The sequence below is a fragment of the Sulfitobacter sp. genome (assembly GCF_036960155.1).
Classification (GTDB): domain Bacteria; phylum Pseudomonadota; class Alphaproteobacteria; order Rhodobacterales; family Rhodobacteraceae; genus Sulfitobacter.
This window is the reverse complement of sequence record NZ_JBALWB010000006.1, coordinates 34105-49277: the sequence shown is the minus strand read 5'-3', so window position 1 is coordinate 49277 and position 15173 is coordinate 34105. Positions and strand designations below refer to the sequence as shown.

Annotated in this window: 12 protein-coding genes and 2 pseudogenes; 5 read left to right on the top strand and 9 right to left on the bottom strand. The window is 55.2% G+C overall.

The genetic code is table 11. The features are described from left to right. Window positions 1–100: 100 nt before the first annotated feature. The 5 genes and pseudogenes from V7775_RS14215 (at window position 101) to V7775_RS14195 (ending at window position 6422) form a co-directional block, all read left to right on the top strand. Window positions 101–1573 (top strand): pyridoxal-5'-phosphate-dependent protein subunit beta, encoded by a 1473-nt coding sequence (locus tag V7775_RS14215; protein WP_335752572.1) that lies wholly within the window; start codon window positions 101–103, stop codon window positions 1571–1573. Next, window positions 1574–3958 (top strand): molybdopterin-dependent oxidoreductase, encoded by a 2385-nt coding sequence (locus V7775_RS14210; protein ID WP_335752571.1) that lies wholly within the window; start codon window positions 1574–1576, stop codon window positions 3956–3958. It begins immediately after the preceding gene. 390 nt (window positions 3959–4348) lie between these two features. Next, window positions 4349–5259 (top strand): annotated as a pseudogene (locus V7775_RS14200) (trans-sulfuration enzyme family protein). Further along, window positions 5213–5437 carry a PLP-dependent transferase gene (locus tag V7775_RS24775; protein ID WP_443070126.1) on the top strand — a complete coding sequence of 75 codons (225 nt, stop codon included), beginning with the start codon at window positions 5213–5215 and terminating at the stop codon, window positions 5435–5437. Before V7775_RS14200 ends, V7775_RS24775 begins: the two are co-directional and overlap by 47 nt. A 245-nt stretch (window positions 5438–5682) precedes the next feature. Beyond that, window positions 5683–6422: pseudogene (locus V7775_RS14195) on the top strand (IS6 family transposase). Between the two features lie 149 nt (window positions 6423–6571). Here the strand turns inward: V7775_RS14195 and V7775_RS14190 are convergent. The 9 genes from V7775_RS14190 to hisD are packed head-to-tail and all read right to left on the bottom strand — an operon-like array spanning window position 6572 to window position 15171. After that, window positions 6572–7282, bottom strand: coding sequence for an RraA family protein (locus tag V7775_RS14190; protein WP_443070125.1), 711 nt, complete (start codon window positions 7280–7282; stop codon window positions 6572–6574). Next, a complete protein-coding gene (locus V7775_RS14185; protein WP_335752568.1) occupies window positions 7279–7977 on the bottom strand; it encodes an alpha/beta fold hydrolase in 699 nt (232 codons plus the stop codon). The genes V7775_RS14190 and V7775_RS14185 overlap by 4 nt, the downstream gene beginning before the upstream one ends. Beyond that, entirely contained in the window at window positions 7974–9095 is a 1122-nt protein-coding gene (locus V7775_RS14180) for a cobalamin-independent methionine synthase II family protein (RefSeq protein ID WP_335752567.1), read from the bottom strand. The genes V7775_RS14185 and V7775_RS14180 overlap by 4 nt, the downstream gene beginning before the upstream one ends. Before the next feature lie 3 nt (window positions 9096–9098). Continuing rightward, a complete protein-coding gene (locus V7775_RS14175) occupies window positions 9099–10076 on the bottom strand; it encodes a cupin domain-containing protein (protein ID WP_335752566.1) in 978 nt (325 codons plus the stop codon). Next, entirely contained in the window at window positions 10073–11062 is a 990-nt protein-coding gene (locus V7775_RS14170; protein ID WP_335752565.1) for a nuclear transport factor 2 family protein, read from the bottom strand. Before V7775_RS14170 ends, V7775_RS14175 begins: the two co-directional genes overlap by 4 nt. Continuing rightward, the gene (locus V7775_RS14165) at window positions 11059–12078 is read right to left on the bottom strand and encodes a LacI family DNA-binding transcriptional regulator (RefSeq protein ID WP_335752564.1); all 1020 of its coding nucleotides are present in this window, start codon (window positions 12076–12078) and stop codon (window positions 11059–11061) included. Before V7775_RS14165 ends, V7775_RS14170 begins: the two co-directional genes overlap by 4 nt. After that, on the bottom strand, window positions 12078–12842 hold the full coding sequence (locus tag V7775_RS14160; protein WP_335752563.1) for an SDR family NAD(P)-dependent oxidoreductase: 765 nt from the start codon (window positions 12840–12842) through the stop codon (window positions 12078–12080). The genes V7775_RS14165 and V7775_RS14160 overlap by 1 nt, the downstream gene beginning before the upstream one ends. Beyond that, complete coding sequence (locus tag V7775_RS14155) at window positions 12839–13864, bottom strand: ester cyclase (RefSeq protein ID WP_335752562.1); 1026 nt, start codon at window positions 13862–13864, stop codon at window positions 12839–12841. Before V7775_RS14155 ends, V7775_RS14160 begins: the two co-directional genes overlap by 4 nt. Continuing rightward, window positions 13861–15171: a histidinol dehydrogenase gene (gene hisD, locus V7775_RS14150; protein WP_335752561.1), complete on the bottom strand. Its 1311-nt coding sequence runs from the start codon at window positions 15169–15171 to the stop codon at window positions 13861–13863. The genes V7775_RS14155 and hisD overlap by 4 nt, the downstream gene beginning before the upstream one ends. Between the last annotated feature and the right edge of the window lie 2 nt (window positions 15172–15173).

The window sequence follows — 15173 nt, the reverse complement described above, 5'->3', positions numbered from 1 at the left end:
CGATCATTTTCGTCGCGTTCCCCTGCTGATTTGCGCAAATAAATCCCTAACCGGACGTAACCTTATGCGTGCCAGACAAGGCAAGCAGAAGGAATTTGAGATGATCCCAGGGCTGGAAACCGCAATCGTTGATCAGGACGCTTATGATCGCAACATCAAAAGCTTGGCCGACACCGGCCTTGTTTTACCGCGCATTTCTGACCTTGCGGACCCGCACGCAAAGCTCGCTGGTAAAATGGCTGAAATCGCAGATGCCGACCCCGACGCGCCCGATCCACGTAACCTTTTTCGCGTTCATTGGCACAACGGGGCCGACCGCCGCAGCTTGGTGAAGGTTCCCGAACACATCGTGCTTCCTGAAGCGCTGACCGGCGTCAAGGCGAAGATCGTTGTAGCGCTTGGTAATCGCTTCCCTATGATCAACACGCACAAAGTTCTTGCGGCTTACGGCTGCCTGATCCCGCGTTTGATGTCGGGCGCTTTTGACGCCACGAAGCATCGGGCTGTCTGGCCCTCTACTGGCAACTACTGTCGCGGCGGCGTTGCAATCGCCAATCTGCTTGGCTGCCGTTCGATCGCGGTGCTGCCCGAGGGGATGAGCAAAGAACGCTTCGACTGGCTCAACGGTTGGCTGACCGACCCAAATGACATCTACCGCACACCCGGCACGGAAAGTAACGTCAAAGAAATTTACGACGCCTGCCATGACCTTGAGAAAAACCCAGAAAACCTGATCCTGAACCAGTTTGGCGAATACGGTAATTACATCATCCACCGGGCCGTTACTGGCCCTGCCCTGCAACGTATCTTTGATCATCTGAACGTAGATAAAACACTGAGCGCGCGTGCTTTTGTCGCCGCAACTGGATCGGCTGGAACTTTGGCCGCTGGCGATCATCTTAAACGGGCACTCGGCACCCAAACAGGGGTTATCGAGGCGCTCGAATGCCCCACGTTGCTCTATAACGGTTACGGCGAACACAACATCCAAGGCATCGGCGACAAACACGTGCCTTTGATCCATAACGTGATGGAGTCTGATTTTGTCATTGGTGTCTCAGACGCATCATGCGATAGGCTTAACCTCGTTTTCAACACCGTTGCTGGCCGCTCTTACCTTTCGAAACATCAAGGCCTACCCCAAGAACAAATCGCCCAACTTAGCGATCTGGGGCTGTCCTCAATCGCCAATATCCTCGGCGCAATAAAATACGCAAAATTCAACGACCTCGACGAAGGCGACGTCGTCCTAACTGTCGCAACTGATGGCGCGGACATGTACCATACTGAAATGGCAATCGCCCAAAACAAACACTTCTCCAAAGGTTTTGGCGAGGTTCAAGCCGCTGAGGTCTTTGGTCAACATATCCTCGGCGCAGGCATCGATCACATGATTGAGCTTGGCCGATTTGATCGTGAACGTATCTTCAATCTCGCCTATTACACTTGGGTCGAACAACAAGGCACCTCGCTTGAGAACTTTGACCGTCGCCGCGAGCAATCCTTCTGGGACGGCCTTTTGGATCTGGTCCCTATCTGGGACGGTATGATCGACCGTTTCAACGCTGCTTAGATGTCCAGAACAGACCTGCCGCTGACCGCCAGCCATTGGGGGGTGTACCGCGCTGAAGCTGAGGGCGGAGAGCTGCGCGCGCTACATCCGTTTGAACATGACCCAAACCCTTCTCCCATCGCCCAAGGCTATCTGGGAACGCTTGACGATTCCTTGCGGATAACAGCGCCAATGATACGCAAAAGCTGGCTCGACAATGGCCCCGGCTCTGCCACAGAAATGCGTGGGCATGATTCCTTTGTTCAGGTCAACTGGGACGAGGCCGAAAGGTGCGTCGCAAGTGAGTTAGACCGCGTTCGCTCAAATTTCGGAAACGAGGCGATCTATGGTGGTTCTTATGGCTGGTCTGGCGCGGGGCGCTTCCACCATGCTCAAAGTCAGTTGCACCGTTTTCTTAACTGCATTGGCGGCTACACAAAGTCTGTGAACTCCTACAGCCTCGCGGCGGGCGAGGTGATATTGCCGCATATCCTCGGTAACGCCACGGAGATGATCCACAATCCGCCCAGTTGGCAATCAGTTGTTGATAACACAGAGTTGTTGGTAGCTTTCGGAGGCATGCCCCTGCGCAACAGCCAGATCAGCTCCGGCGGCACAGGTGCCCACCGCGCCCGTTCAGCCTTGACCGAGGCAAAAAATAACGGGGTTCAATTCGTTAACATCTCACCCATCCGCAGTGATATTGCCGACGATCTCAAACCTGAATGGGTTGCTGCACGCCCGGGCACCGACGTCGCTGTGATGCTCGCCCTCGCCCATGAAATTCTGGGAAACAGCTGGCACGATCAAGAATTTCTGAACCGCTATACCGTTGGATTTGAAACATTTGCCAGCTATCTTACTGGCCAAAATGACGGCATTGCAAAGAGCGCACAATGGGCCGCCGAGATCGCCCAAATTCCGGCCCAATCGATCATCGATCTGGCGCGGCGCATGGCGACATCTCGCACGCTAGTTTCGGTTTCTTGGTCGATGACCCGTCAATCGCACGGTGAACAGCCATTTTGGATGGCCACCACTCTTGCCGCTATGCTGGGTCAAATTGGACTGCCCGGCGGCGGTATTGCTTTTGGGTATTGCGCAGCCAATTCCGTTGGCACAGAGAAACGAACAACCAAATATGCCTCGCTTCCACAGGGGCGAAACCCGGTCAAAAGCTTCATCCCTGTCGCGCGGATCAGTGATATGTTGCTCAACCCCGGCACATCCTTTCAATACAACGGTAAAATCCACACCTATCCAGATATCAAACTTATCTATTGGGCGGGCGGCAATCCGTTTCATCACCACCAAGACCTCGGCCGACTTGTGCAAGCGTGGCAAAAACCCGACACGATCATCGCTCATGAGTGGTGCTGGAACGCGCTGGCCAAACGCGCCGACATCGTGCTGCCCTGCACCACCCAACTCGAACGCTCTGACCTAATGATCAACCCCCGCGATCCCTACATTGTTGCGATGCAGGCAGTGGTTCCACCAAACGCAGATGCGCGCGATGATTATGATATTCTCACAGGGATCAGTCGCCACTTAGGGGTAGAGAGTGCATTTACCGAAGGGCGCTCGGCAGAAGACTGGGTGGAGTGGCTTTATAACGAAAGCCGCGAATTAGCCAAAGCCACTGGCCTCACCTTGCCGCCTCACGCAGAGTTCGCCGCCAAAGGCTGGCATTTCGTGGACCCCGGCAAACCAAGCCATGGTGCTTTGTCGGCCTTTCGTGAGGACCCTAATATCAACCCGCTCAAAACACCTAGCGGACGCGTCGAGATTTTGTCTCAAGCGATTGCGAACTTCAAAGATGTTGGGGTTTTACCACATCCTGCATGGTATCCGCCTACCGAGTGGTTGGGGAATGCCTCTAGCGAGTATCCGTTTCACCTTATTTCTGGCCAGCCCGCCGACAAACTACATTCCCAACTCGATCATGGCCCTGTCAGTCAGGCCGCCAAAATCAACGGGCGCAGCCGCATAGGTATAAACCCGATAGATGCAGGCCACAAAGGGATTGTCTCGGGCGACATACTGCGCATTTACAATGAACGCGGTGCCTGCCTTGCCAGTGCCTGCCTTGACGGTGATCTTATGAGAGGGGTCGTGTCGATCAGCACTGGCGCTTGGTTGGATGCAACTGTTAGGCCTGATGGAACATTACTTTGCTCCGGCGGCAATCCCAATACCCTCACCCGCGATCAGGGTACTTCGGACCTGTCGCAAGGCCCCACTGCCCACACCTGTTTGGTCAATTTTGAAAAATTCACTGGCCCGTTTCCTAAACACCAGGCGTATCTTTCCCCAAAAATCAAATTGACAACCCTTTCCAGGCCTAATCACGGGCGTATCCAGAAAAATCGCGTACACAAGAAACCTCCCTTCGAAAATACATAAGCGCCATTATGCGATTCTAGGCCGCAATTTTCACGACGTCAGGGCCCTACCCTACTCAAGAGCTACACTACTACAATCGGCGGTGACGATAGTCAGAAATTACAATGCTGCGCCTTTTATACATAATGAACCTTATGCCTACCGGATCCGTACCGATGGTGACCCTCGCAACGGCCCACCCACCCTGAGGTTCTAAACGTGTTGGACAATGATCTCGCAGCGGTTAAGAAATTCATCATGGAAAAGTCACGCATTGGGTCTGGTTGCAATGACGCCTAAGGGACACTCACAAGGATCATGACTAATGAAAAAACCACATAGCTCAGTCGTGCGTCGCGGCACTTTCCTCAAAGCCTTGGCAAGCCGCTTGTCCCTGCTTTGTCACCATCCGTGGTTTATCACTACGAAGATGCGGATCAACTTCAGTCGGTTTATGATGGGCAAGAAAAGGGTTTCGCCTATGCGCGCGAAGGCCACCCGAATGCGGAAAGTCTGTCTGACAAGCTGTCGTGGATGGAAAGCGCCAATGCAGGTGTCATGACAGCCTCTGGCATGTCGGCAATTTCGGCGACGTTCATGCAGTGTTGAGGGCTGGCGATTCAATCGCAGCCGCGTCGCAGCTGTACGGTCGGTCTTTGAAAATGGTGACGGATGAACTGCCGCGTATGGGTTTTCCCTGCCGCACATTTGACTCCTCTGATCCAAGTACATTTGCCCATGCGATCACCCCTGGAACCCAAATTGTGCTGGCTGAAATCGTTTCGAACCCAATGCTTCGCGTGACCCATTTTGAGGCGTTGGTGAAAGCCTGCAAAGCTGTCGGAGCTTTGCTGTTGATCGACAATGCCTTCACAACCCCGACGGGGTTTCGCCCGCTCGAACAAGGAGCCGATTTGGCCATGCATTCGGTCACCAAAATGCTGTCAGGACACAGTGATCTGAACCTTGGCTACCTTGGTGGCATTGATGTTGATCTGCTAGACAAGATCAGCGATGTCATCGCAACAATGGGTTTGAACGCCAGCCCCTATAACTGCTGGATGGCAGAGCGCGGGCTAAATACATTTGACCTACGGTTCAAGCAGGCGCAAGAGAACGCCCAAGAATTAGCCACGTTTCTTAACGGGCACAGCATGGTTGAAAAGACCCACTTCCCCGGCCTTACTTCACATCCCGATCATGAACTGGCGACGTCAATGATCTCAGGCGGGCATGGAGCGATGGTCAGCTTTGTCCTGAAAGGCAATCGCGCCAATGCGAATGCCTTCTTGCGCGGATGTGAAAGGGCCTGCTCTTGGTGACGTCGCGACGCTCGTTATTATGACTGCCGTGACGTCCCATCGAAAATTGACGAAAGACGAACGTTACGCGCTTGGTATTGAGGACAACCTGATCCGGGTTTCTGTAGGCATTGAAAGTTTTGATTTGATAAAGTCCGAGTTTGAGATCGGATTGGCCGCGGCCAAGGTCGCATCCTAAACTTCCGTTCAAGCGATGAATTGACAGAACGTCCTTCACCTAAGGAAACGCTGCCATTGTCTTGTGTAGACATTTGAAAATGATTTTGAAGGACTGGGCGCAACACTTAAGGGCTGCATTGTTCAAGTAGCCGTCATCTGTACATCGCGCATCAAGGCTCTGTCGCAAAACTGTGTCGATTGGGTAAGACGGCTAGACCATGTTAGATGCGGAGCTTTGTTCTTGAAGGTGAGCGCCCAACCGTGATGATTGATTTCCAAGGGGATCACTTCCCCAAAAGCGTGATCCTTTTTGCCATATTTTTCTACGTGCGTTACGGCGTCTCGTATAGAGACTTGGAAGAAATTATGGCTGAACGTGGTGTTGAAATCGATCATGTCACGCTGAACCGTTGGGTGGTGAAGTTCTCACCGCTGATCGCTGAAAATGCCAAGGCAAGAAAGAAGCAAACCGCCTCTTCATGGCGAAAGCCCTCTCGGGATATTACTGCGCAATACCCTGTCAGGTGACAGATGAAACCTATGTCAAAGTTCGCGGAAAATAGGTCTACCTGTATCGCGCAGTCGATCGCGGCGGACAAACCCTTGATTTCATGATGTCAGAGCGCCGCGATACCGCTGCTGCGCGGCGATTTTCAAACGGGCAGTTGGCACAAACGGTATCCCAGATCGTATTGCCATCGACAAAAGTCGAGCCAATTTGGCTGGCCTGCAAAACTTAAATGTCATCCTCAAATTCACGGGAGGAGGGCGGATCATCGAAATCGTTCAATCCAAATATCTCAACAACTGCATGGCAGGGTAAACTTGTTTGCCGGAGAATGAACATCGTCGAACAGGATCACAGGTTTATCAAACGGATTACACGGCCAATGCTCGGCTTCAAAGCTTTCCATTTTACGGCTGCAACATTGGCTGGGATCAAAGCCGCGCATAAGAACCGCAAGGGTCAATTAGCCAATACAGGTATCCCAGCGTTCAGGTAGTTTGCCGCGCTCGAAGCATAATTGCGTCCGCAGAAGACCGTTCGTCAATAGATTGAAAAGTTTGCGACAGAGCAACCTCATTGGGTAGAATTCAACTTTCCCGTACAAATCAGGCGAGGCGTTGGAGATAAAATCTCGACCACTGTTGATCAGGTTCGTGATTTTTCAAATGCAATCCATGCACGCTCAAACGTCTCAAAGTCAAACCCTGGCGCACGCGCGGGACCGAGAACCAGTGTCTCAGTTTCTTGCATCTTCTGAATCGCATCCGCCAACCCACCCAACACATCCATAGGGATCACAACGGCGCCGTGGCGGTCGGCGTGGATCAGATCGCCTTGGGCCACATTCAGGCCAAAAATACTGACTAGTGTTCCAATTTCTTTGACATGGACAAAGCCATGACTGGGGCCGACCGACCCTGCAAGGACCGGAAAGCCTGACGCCATATCGCCCAGATCGCGCATAACACCGTTGGTCAGCGCCCCGGACATACCGAACCCTTTGTGGATAGTGGTATTGACCTCGCCCCAATAGGCTCCAATGGCGTGGGGGTAATCGAGGTCCTCTACAACCGCGACTGACGGGTTTGGCCCCTCCGACATCGCTTTGTAATAGGTCATACGTCGCGCGCGGATCACGTCTGGCGCTTCGGTGGGCGGCTCGACGGCGGCTATCTTGGCAGTCACGGCATAGCCGACAATCGCACCACCATCAGGGTCAGAACACAGCATTGTGCCACGGGTAAAAGCATCAAACCCGCGTTTGCCCTGAGCCACCTCGATTGCATTGCAAACTGTTGGGGTATCCACTGACCGCAGTAGCGTCAGGAGTGTGTCGTCCAAAGCCGTATCCGTCATTCGTCCTCCATCCAGCGGATCAGCGCCGCTGTGGTATGTTGTGGCTGCTCTAAGGTCGGTAGATGCCCAGCCCCCGCGATGATCTCCAGCACGGAGCCGCCCACCAGCTCATGCATCAGTGTATGGCGCGCAACAGGGCAAAGGCTATCTTCACGTCCGCACAGCACCAGCGTAGGCACCGTCACGCCGCGCAGGGTGTCGCACTGATCGGGGCGATCCAGCAAAGCAACGGATTGGCGCACAAACGCATCCGACCCAAGCTCCAGCGCCATCTCCATGCACAAGTCTAGGATCGTGGCGCGCCGCGGCCCCTCCGTCAGGTAATTCGGCTTCATCTCATTGCGCATGACATGGTCCAACTGCCCTGCCTGTGCCTTGTCAATCTGCGGTCCGCGGCGGGATTTGACAGCATCTGTTTCAGCCATCGGATTGGTGTCCATCAAACACAATTTGGCAATGCGTTGAGGGGCCTGCCTGACCATCTCCATTGCGACGATGCCGCCCATGGACAGCCCACCAAGGGCAAACACAGGCGGCGCATCCGCCAACACTGCAGCCGCCAGTGCAGTCATGCTGTCATGCCCGCTTACATCAGCTACCGTCACCGGACCGCGCTTTGACAGCACCTCAACCTGCGGCGCAAACAGCCTTGCATCACACATCATGCCGGGCAGCAAAATCAGCGGAAGCGTCATGACGCGAGGGCGGCCCCGTCCGAGAGAGCCTTGAGCTTTGCGAAGGCGATGTCAGGATCAACAGCGCCAAAGCCTGCGAACGTACCAAACCCACAATCGCTACCTGCGATCACACGGTCATGCCCCACCAACGGGGTAAAGCGGTCGATACGCTGGGCGACAAGTTCGGGATGCTCGACAAAGTTAGTAGTGGTATCAACCACCCCCGGCACCAGTACCTTGTCATCAGGAATATCGCCTTTGCGATCGCGAAAAACGGTCCACTCATGGCCGTGGCGCGGGTTCGATGTCTCGAATAGGACATAGCGCGCCTTGGCTGACATCAGCGTATCGAACATCGTGGCCATGGGCACATCACAAACATGCGGCCCCTCATAGTTGCCCCAACAAATATGGATGCGCACCTTCTCCTGCGGAATATCGCTGAGCGCGTGATTAAGCGCATCAACATGCATATTGGCGATTTTCACAAATTCCGCATCACTCAGATCATTGAACAACATGTGCCGCGACAGAGCCAGATCAGGGCAATCCAGCTGCAGGTCCAGACCGGAAGCCACAATTGTCTCGTACTCCGCCTTCATCGCATCCGCTAACGCGGCCAGATAAGCCTCGCGGTTTTTGTAGAAGTCGTTTTGTAAAAACAAACTGATCACACCGGGAGACGCCGCGTTCATAAAGCCGCGCTGAGCTCCATGCTCGGCCATCCCCGCTTTTAGATTGGCGATGTCTTTTTCTAACTCACCCTGCCCCTTGGACGTCACTGCGCCCACACACATGGGGCGGGCGTATTTCGGGGTGCCACCCTCCTCAGCAAGCCGCTTGAGGTATCCCGGAAACTGCTTGAGATCCGCCGGGGCGTTGCGTGGACTGTCACCGCCAAATCCGGTGTAGCGATCTTTGACGTAGGTGGCATAACTAATCTTGGACGTCTCCCCGTCCGATACAATACCCACACCTGCAGCGACCTGCTTGGCCACGGTCTCAGACACCGCCTTGGCCATCGCCGCATCAAATGCGTCCTGATCATAGGGCGTTTCATTTTCGCGGGCAAAAATGAAATCCACTACGTCTTGGCTGCGCGGCAGCGATCCAACGTGAGTTGTCAAAACGGTCATGGCTTATCCTTTCCAGGTAGGGCCAGCGCCCTCAACAGTGGCGACAACATGGAACATTGACGCCTCTCCTGTCATCGAGGGCTGCGCGCTGTGCATCACGCCCTCGGGCAGTGACATCGTGTCACCGGGGTTAAGGACGACACTATGTGTCTCCCCCGAGGCGTCCCATTTGACAGTCCAGTGACCGCGCATGGGCATCAGCACGCTGGGAAGATCATGCTTGTGCATCTCGGCGGTTGCCGAGCCGCGCGTGACAAGATGTACTTCAAATCCGGGCTTGTCGGGCAACGTGCCGTTCTCGCCTATCACCAGGGCAGGTTTGCGGTCGCCGAGCGCCACCATATCCCAATACCGCGCCACATGACGTGGCACGACATCAGCAGTGGTGGGTTCGGGATAGGCTTTCATTTCCGCTTCCGTCAGCACCGGCAAGGGGGCAACGCCACCCGGCAAAGCTTCCCCTTTTTTGGTATCATAGAGCTTGCCATTATCGCCCAGCACGAGCCCATGATCCGCAGCATCTTCAATCACTTGGGGTGCCCAGATCACACCACCACCCGCATCATCACCGCCGAGGACGGCCATGATCATTCCATAATCCGTGCCGATGTTCTCGAACCCGCGAAAGATACCTGTGGGGATGTTGATGACATCACCTTCTTCCAGTACCACTTCGCCCGCGTCGCCATAACGGCCCCAGAAAAACCGCCAGCGCCCTGACAGTACAAAAAACACCTCTGCCGTGCGGTGGCTATGCAACGAGTTGCGGCATTTAGGCGGCTGGCCTGCTGCGCCAATATTGAACCCGTGCGGTATACCGATATGTACATGCTGGTCAGGGCTCTCTGAGACGCCGCCCCCAATGATGGTAAAGTTCTCTTTCTGGTTCGAACCAGGTGTGTGCGCGTCAATAAATGCTGTCTTACACGGCATCAACTCGCCATAACGGACAATACGGGCGTTCATCTCATCGGGGGTCATAGCGCACCTGTGTGCAAGAGGATCTGCTTCCAGATCGCGGTTTCGTCAAATATTACAAATTCGCGGCGCAACTTTGGCTCCGTGCCTGTAATCGCGCCGAATTCAGCGTGGGAAATGCCCATCACATGCACTTCTGCCCCAGAGGGTCTGCCAAAACCACCCCAGCCTGAATGTTTGCCGTGCAAGCTCCACCGGACAGCCGCACGTGGCGGCAGGGTCGGATCATTACGACCAATCACGTGATGGATCTTAAACTCAGCATCCGGAAAGGCCGCACGCAGCCCCATCCAGAACGTATCCGCATCACCCCAGCCATGGCCCGTAACACCGCCAGGCAGTTCAAGCTGGCAAGCGCGATCATAACCTTCAGGTATTGCGGCCATGTCCGCCCCCATGATCCGCGTGAGCAGATCGCCATAGCACGCGCCCCACTCATTCTCATTACCGCGTCCAGTATAGGGACCCGCCACATCAATCGCAGGGGTAAAGGGTTTAACCGCATGCTCCGGCCCACCCTCACTTGCGATCTGATCGCGGGCATAATCGGTTGGGTCCCAGCCCATCTGACGCACAATTGCGCCTTGGTCGCGGATCAACCACTCGTCGTTGATCTGGTCATTAATCGCATGGCAATCGGCGATGATGCGGTAGCCTAGTTTTTTGCCCGTGGCCTTACCGTATACCCCGTCCCCCATGTGGGTTGCGGTGGAGTAGATGCGGTGGGAGGATAACATCCCCTCTTCGGGTGTGCCGGACCAGATCACGTCTTCTCCCAGCAAGGTGCGATCGGGAAACTCCGCCAAAGTTGCCATTGTGGCACCAATGACATTCTCGTTGCCAATCACGACGGATGAAGGTGAGCGGACCACGAGATCAGGCGTATAATAGTGGTGCAGCGTGGCAATCCCGCGCTCCTCCCATATTTCCTTCGTGATCCCCAAGATATAATCGGGAAAATCCTCAAACCTGTTCGAGAAACCCTTCATAGCGACCATCCTTCCGGTGTTCTGGCTGATCTACGCAGGATCAGAGGCCCTTCAATTTCAATTTTCTGGGAGGGGCGCTCTGCATCCGCAATCTGCCCCAGCAGCGTATCGACTGTTGCCTCAACCATCCGGTTCAGCGGCTGACGCAGCGTGGTAAGATCGTAAGCCGCCCAAGCCGCCAAAGGCACGTCGTCATATCCCACAACCGACACATCATCAGGCACCGACAGACCCAACTCACCCCGCAAGGTGTCCATCACGGCAAATGCCATATGGTCATTCCCCACAAATATTGCATCAGCGGGTTGCGGCCCGGACATAATGTCACGTGTCGCTTGTGCGGCGATCTCGCGGTCATAATGCCCATCAATCACAGCCACAGGGGCCAGTCCATGCAGATCAAGACCTTGGATGAATCCGCGCGCACGGTCACGTCCCGTCGAGGACCCTTCCCAACCCGCGATATGCGCAATGCGTTTGTGCCCTCCCGCCGCCAAGAAATCCGCAATCTGCGCGCCCCCTGCAACATTGGCCGAAGTGACAGAGGAAATTCCACCACCATCCTGCCCACGGTTAAACATCACCACAGGAATACCCGCATCCGCACAGCGCCGCGTCAGATCGTTGGTCATGCCAACGCTGGCCGTGATGATCCCCGCAACCTGATAATCCATCAGATCATGCACAACCTTCTCAACCGCGTTCTCGTCATTTGGTGCCATAAATACCAGCACATGATACCCTTGATCCTGAAGCGCATTAGACAAACGCTCCAATGCCAGCGGGTAAAACTGGTTGTCGAGATAGGCGACCACCAGACCAATGATCTTGCTTTTTCCGGTGATCATCGCGCGGGCCAGCGGATTGGGGCGGTAGCCCAGATACTCTGCTGCTTTGCGCACTTTGATCACCGTCTGAGGAGATGCTGACGCGCCAGAAAACACACGGCTCACCGCCGATTGGCTCACGCCAGCGCGGCGTGCAACATGTAATGATGTGACTTTACCTTCTGGCATCAATCAGCTGTCCAACCTCCATCAATCAATAGGCTGGTGCCTGTCATCAGCGCCGATGCATCAGAGGCCAGAAATACCACCGGTCCCATTAAATCTTCGATCTCGCCCACGCGGCCTAGTTTGATCATGCTTTCAATCCACGCGCGCCGCTCTGGGATGGCGAGGGTCTGCTCGGCCAACGGGGTGCGAATGAATGTCGGGCATAACGTATTCACGCGGATGCCGTTTGGCCCCCACTCAATCGCCATTGCCTTGGTCATGCCTTCCAGCGCATGTTTCGTCGCGCAATAGACAGAGCGATCCACGCCACCCACATGTCCCATTTGGGACGACAGATTGATCAGGCTGCCGCCCTTGCCCGCAGCGATCAGCCCCTTAGCCACATTGCGCGTGAGGAAATATGCGGCACGCACATTCACCTCCATAACAGCGTCATAGACTTCAAGCGTGGTCTCAAGCGCGGGTGAATGACGCGCCAATCCGGCAGAGTTCACCAGCACATCAAACGGCCCATGCGCTGCTACCGCCGCCTCCGTTGCTGCAATGTCAGTTATATCCAGCGGCAAGCTTTGTGCGGAATATCCCGCCGCTGTCATCTGCTTGGTCACAGCCTCCAACGCCTCAACGCCGCGCGCGACCAGAACAACATGCGCCCCCGCCTGCCCCAATGCCACAGCAGCCGCCAGCCCAATGCCGGAACTTGCCCCCGTGACCATCGCGCGCTTACCCTCAAGGCGAAACGTGGGTGTTTGTGGCAGTGTCATTGAAACTGTCCTTCGGGAAGAGTGATCGGTCCCAGATTACGGGCCTTGTTAAACTCGCCCATGCGGGCAAGCACATCCACCCCTAACTGGCGGTAGATATCCAGCAGGTCAATCAGCACCCAGTTTTCGCGGATCAAATCACCTTCCATGCGCCAGAAATCAAGTGAACGCATCAGAATTTCGCGCCCCGCTGGTGCCAATCCCATCCATTCACCCTCACTGACGGTTAGGCGCATGTTGGGCCAACCTGTCTCACAGACGTAATCCCCTTGGGCAAACCATTGCGACATCAGGTCCCCCATCGCATCAAGCTTGCGATCGGGCATGGCTTTTAGGAACGGGATTTGGTGCCAGTTGCGAAATCCTGCGATCCCGCGCCCTGTACCGATGCCCGCAGGCCCGTACCAGTTGTTGCGCGGGTGCCAGTATTTGTCCAAATTCATCACAGCAGGGTCAGGATCGGCAGGGTATTTGCACAGGTCCGTCAGCATCGCAATGACATGTGCCATAGTGGCACTGCCGTCCCCATCAGCCGTCAGACCATCCTGCGTCATGGGCGCAGGTGTCGCCAAGTATTTACCCAACTGCGGGGCAAGCGGCCATGCGTTTGCCTGCATCATCACTTCGGGAATGTCCCAGATAATCTGCGCTTGGGTCACGTGGTTATCCTCGATGCGGAAAAACTCGTGATAGCGCATATGCACCAGATGGCCCGTCGGCGGAATGCCTAGCCACGGGCGCAACATCGTGCCCATATAGTTACCCATACAACCAACCCACACTTCACCCTCGGGCGTCGTGTTGGTCAACGTGATCATATCCCGGCGCTCTAGGTCGGGCATAGCATTGAGGAGCGGTGCATACATCCGCTCATAGGCATCAGCACCCAGAACATCACCAATCGGGTGACACATGTGGATCACCGCATCAGGCGTCATCACCTTGAGTGCGTCGCGCACACCATCAGCCGTCGCGGTCGCCAGCGCCTTTTGAAGCGGCACCAATGCCGTATGGAGTGTCATTTTGCTGCTGCCCCGTAAGCTACATTCTTACCGCCATAACGGCGCACGCGCACATTACATTGCTCGGCGTGACCGACAAACCCTTCGAGCATACACAGGCGTGAGCCATATTCACCGATGGTGGTTGCGGCCTCGTCACTGGTGATACGCTGATAGCTGTGTGTCTTCAGGAATTTTCCGACCCAAAGACCACCTGTATAGCGCCCCGCCTTCTTCGTAGGCAGGGTGTGATTTGTGCCAATCACCTTATCCCCATTTGCCACATTGGTACGTGGCCCCAAGAACAGCGCACCATAGCTGTGCATATTTTCCAAGAACCAGTCATCACGGTCCGTCATCACCTGCACGTGCTCGTAGGCCATATCATTGGCGACCTGCAACATTTCGGCGTGTGTGTCGCACACGATGACATCGCCATAGTCACGCCAACTCACCGATGCCGTCTCCCGCGTCGGCAAAATCTCCAACAAACGATCAATCTCGGCCAGTGTATCTTCGGCCAACTTGCGGCTGGTGGTGATCAGACACGCAGGTGAGTTATAGCCATGCTCCGCCTGCCCCAAAAGATCCGTCGCACACAGCTCTGCATCAACAGTATCGTCCGCAATCACCATCGTCTCGGTTGGGCCTGCAAACAGGTCGATCCCCACACGGCCAAACAGCTGGCGCTTTGCCTCAGCGACAAAGGCGTTGCCGGGACCAACAAGCATATGAACCGGCTCAATCGTCTCGGTCCCAATTGCCATCGCACCAACCGCTTGCATCCCACCCAGCACGTAAATTTCATGCGCGCCGCCCAACTGCATTGCAGCGACAATTGCAGGATGCGGCGCACCATTCATCGGCGGCGCAGAGGCCACAATCCGCGGCACGCCAGCAACTGTCGCCGTCAGCACCGACATATGGGCAGAGGCCACCATGGGAAACTTACCCCCCGGCACGTAACAACCAACAGATTGCACAGGTATATTCTTATGCCCCAAGATCACACCAGGCATGGTTTCAATTTCGATGTCAGTCATGCTGGCACGTTGCGCTTCGGCGAAGGTGCGGATTTGGGTTTGGGCGAACTTGATGTCCTCCATGTCCCGCGCGCTCACCTTTTGCATTGCCGCCTCAATTTCAGAGGGTGTCAGGCGAAAGTTTGCAGGCTCGTATTTGTCAAACTTGGCCGACAGCTCACGGATTGCAGCATCACCGCGTGTTTCGATATCGCTCAGGGTGCTTTCAACCGTTTTACGTACGGCTGCATCATCTTCGGCACGCTCGGATTCAGGCTTGCCAGATTTCAGATGGGTAATTGTCATTT

What these genes read in the sequence shown, in the direction of transcription:
- V7775_RS14215 (WP_335752572.1), top strand. Translation starts at nt 101, where the DNA reads ATGATCCCAGGGCTGGAAACCGCAATCGTTGATCAGGACGCTTATGAT.
- V7775_RS14210 (WP_335752571.1), top strand. Translation starts at nt 1,574, where the DNA reads ATGTCCAGAACAGACCTGCCGCTGACCGCCAGCCATTGGGGGGTGTAC.
- V7775_RS24775 (WP_443070126.1), top strand. Translation starts at nt 5,213, where the DNA reads ATGCGAATGCCTTCTTGCGCGGATGTGAAAGGGCCTGCTCTTGGTGAC.
- V7775_RS14190 (WP_443070125.1), bottom strand. Translation starts at nt 7,282, where the DNA reads ATGACGGATACGGCTTTGGACGACACACTCCTGACGCTACTGCGGTCA.
- V7775_RS14185 (WP_335752568.1), bottom strand. Translation starts at nt 7,977, where the DNA reads ATGACGCTTCCGCTGATTTTGCTGCCCGGCATGATGTGTGATGCAAGG.
- V7775_RS14180 (WP_335752567.1), bottom strand. Translation starts at nt 9,095, where the DNA reads ATGACCGTTTTGACAACTCACGTTGGATCGCTGCCGCGCAGCCAAGAC.
- V7775_RS14175 (WP_335752566.1), bottom strand. Translation starts at nt 10,076, where the DNA reads ATGACCCCCGATGAGATGAACGCCCGTATTGTCCGTTATGGCGAGTTG.
- V7775_RS14170 (WP_335752565.1), bottom strand. Translation starts at nt 11,062, where the DNA reads ATGAAGGGTTTCTCGAACAGGTTTGAGGATTTTCCCGATTATATCTTG.
- V7775_RS14165 (WP_335752564.1), bottom strand. Translation starts at nt 12,078, where the DNA reads ATGCCAGAAGGTAAAGTCACATCATTACATGTTGCACGCCGCGCTGGC.
- V7775_RS14160 (WP_335752563.1), bottom strand. Translation starts at nt 12,842, where the DNA reads ATGACACTGCCACAAACACCCACGTTTCGCCTTGAGGGTAAGCGCGCG.
- V7775_RS14155 (WP_335752562.1), bottom strand. Translation starts at nt 13,864, where the DNA reads ATGACACTCCATACGGCATTGGTGCCGCTTCAAAAGGCGCTGGCGACC.
- hisD (WP_335752561.1), bottom strand. Translation starts at nt 15,171, where the DNA reads ATGACAATTACCCATCTGAAATCTGGCAAGCCTGAATCCGAGCGTGCC.